Below are 3,047 nucleotides of genomic sequence, written 5' to 3'. Positions count from 1 at the left end.
ATGTCTGTCAATAGCCTTCATAGCCTTGATTTAACCTCTCGACAATTAATCCACCCTGCCCAGCCCCCCTTAAAAAGGGGGGAGCCGGAGAAGTTTACACTATTGAAAACGAGCAAACTTCTGTTACTTCTGTTACTCCCCCCCTTGATCGAGGAGGGCTGAATCTTGCTCCCCCCGTTCTTAAGGAAGCGCTGAATCTTACTCCCCCCCTTCTTAAGGGGGGGTTGGGGGGGGATCTCCGCGCCGCCTTAGACGAACCGGGAAAAGAGCGAATCAAAGATTTAGCACGCAATCCCCTGCGGTTATTCCTGCTGTGTTTAACTTGGGAATTCGGACAGCAAAAATTACCGGATACTAAAGCCGAACTTTATGAGGTATTTGTCGCAGCGCTTTATGATTTCAAAAAACAAGCTTTCCCGACAACAGCAGCACAGAGAACAAACTTAAATGCTGCCTTGAGAAAGTTTGCACGGACAGCAATTGAAGCTGGATATAAATCGATATTGCCGGATTGGTTTGTGAGCAAACATCTGGAGCAACCGCATCCAGAGTTATTTGAAAAAGCAATTGACTTAGGTTGGCTGAATCGAGTCGGAGTTGATGCCGAAAACCCGCTGAAATCTGTTTATGCTTTCTATCATTCTTCTTTTCAGGAATATTTTGCAGCCTGCGAGATTGAGGATTGGCACTTTTTCTTGAATCATGTGCCGCAGAATCCGCAGCAGGGGATTTATCGGATTTTCGAGCGGCAGTGGAAAGAGGTGATGTTGCTGTGGATGGGGCGAAAGGATGTGGATAGGGAGGAGAAGGAAGCTTTTATTAAGGCGTTGGTGGAGTTTGAGCAGGGAACTGAACGTGAATTTTATGGTTATCGAGCTTATTTTCTAGCTGCTATATTAATTGATGAGTTTAAGGATTGTTCTTTGGCTGATGCGATCGTTGCTCAAATTGTGCAGTGGGGATTTGGTTATTTCAATATTGAAAAGCAGGAGTGGCAGACATTTTCATATCCAATTGCCGAAGCATCAAAAGCAATATTGCCAGAGAGTGATCGCACAATAGCGATCGCAGCTTTAACTAAATTAATCCGCACATCTGAGGCTGAAGATATCCGGTGGCAGGCAGCATATAGCTTAGAAGAAATAGGAAAAGGCAACCCAGATGCGATCGCCGCTTTAATTAATTTAATCCACACCTCTGAAAATGAATATATCCAGTTGCAGGCAGCAAATAGCTTATGGAAAATAGACGAAGGCAACCCAGAGGCTATCGCCTATTTAACTGAATTGATCCGCACACCTGAAAATGTAGATATCCGGCTGCAGGCAGCAGAATATTTAGGGAAAATAGATAAAAGCAATTCAGATGTAATCGCCACTTTAACTGAGTTAATCCGCACCTGTAAAAATGAGGATATCCGGTGGAAAGCAGCAGATACATTAGTGAGAATAGATCAAAAAAACCTAGATGCTATCGCCTATTTAACTGAATTTAGCCGCACACTTGAAAATGGAGATATCCGGTGTCTAGCAGTAGGAAGCTTAGGGGAAACAGGTAAAGAAGACCCAGAAAAGATCGCAACTTTGATTCAATTGTTCGGCACACCTGAAAATGAATTTATCTTGTGGCAAATAGCAGAACATTTTGGAAGAATAGACAAAAGCAACCCAGATGCGAGCGTCGCTTTAACTCAATTAAGCTTCAACTCAGATAAGGAATTTATCCAAGCTCTAGCAGCAGGAAACTTAGGGAGAATAGGAAAAGGCAACCCAGATATGATCGCCACTTTAACTGAGTTAATCCGCACCTCTGGGAATCTAAGTATCCGGTGGCAGGCAGCACATAGCTTAGGAAAAATAGATGAAGGCAACCCAGATGCGATCGCCACTTTAACTGAGTTAATCCGTACCTCTGGGAATCTAAATATCCGGAGACAGGCAGCCCATAGCTTAGGAAAAATAGACGAAGGCAACCCAGATGCGATCGCAGCTTTAACTGAGTTAATCCGCACCTCTGGGAATAAATATATCTTGGAGCAGACAGTAGATAGTTTAGTGGAAACAAGCAAAGGCAACCCAGATGCGATAGCCATTTTAACTGAGTTAATCTGTACCTCTGAAAAGGAAGATATCCTATCGCAAGCAGCACATACTTTCAATAAAATTTTGACAGAAACTCAGCAAATGGCAGGGGTTGTGACTGCCTTAAAAAATTGCCTATCCCATGAGACTTACGAAAATGACTTTGACAGATACAACAATTCCTACAAAGTCATCTGGCACTGTGCCCAAAATCTCCCTTACCCCACCTTCTATCACGCATGGCACAATCCACCCACCACACCCCATCCTGAAGTTCCCGATTGGCAAACTTTCCCCCAAGACATTGCCAGAGAAATCAATAATCAAGCCGAATTATCCAATCAAATCCAACTTTTGTGCATCGACAGCAAAAACTTCATCAACCCCGACAACCCCGCCGCCAAGATTTACACCGAAATGCTGAAACAAGGCTGTCCCAAAAGTGAGGATGCTACGAAAACAATGGCAGATTTACAAACTTATTGGGATTTGCTGCTGATGGATAGCGAGAAATCTTTCATCTTAGTATTCTACAACTCGCGGGGGGAAGAGGCGACTGGATTTAGCGAGATATTTGTCAACGATTTAAGCAAATTTGACGGCCACATTGCCATTGTTAGCGAGAATAACCCGGATTCGCTGACAGCTTTTTCACCCAGTCAATCGGATTTGATTGGAGCGATTGTGCGGTGGATTTGCCAAGTTGTATGGGAAAGTTGATCAATTTTGCTCATCTGATATAGTTGGATTTTAATACCATTTTTACAGAATTTTAGTACAAAATTTGTGTTGGTTTGTTTATATTGCAATACGGTTCACTTAAGACAGATCCCCCCTAACCCCCCTTAAAAAGGGGGGGGACAAGAATGCCCTCAAAGTCCCCCTTCTTAAGGCTACCGTGTACACACAAGTCCAGCTAGACTGGGTTTGAGAAGTTAGAAACAAAATAAATCATGGAAAATCCCA

At 43.4% G+C, this 3,047-nt stretch carries 1 protein-coding gene; it reads left to right on the top strand.

The genetic code is table 11. The features are described 5' to 3' along the window. The first annotated feature begins 224 nt into the window (after positions 1 to 224). Entirely contained in the window at positions 225 to 2,801 is a 2,577-nt protein-coding gene (locus QUA58_RS31035; RefSeq protein ID WP_333397970.1) for a HEAT repeat domain-containing protein, read from the top strand. Positions 2,802 to 3,047: the final 246 nt, after the last annotated feature.

This window comes from Microcoleus sp. N9_A1, assembly GCF_036701795.1.
Lineage (GTDB): Bacteria > Cyanobacteriota > Cyanobacteriia > Cyanobacteriales > Microcoleaceae > Microcoleus.
Note: the sequence above shows the minus strand (reverse complement) of the source record. Positions and strands in the feature narration are given on the sequence as shown.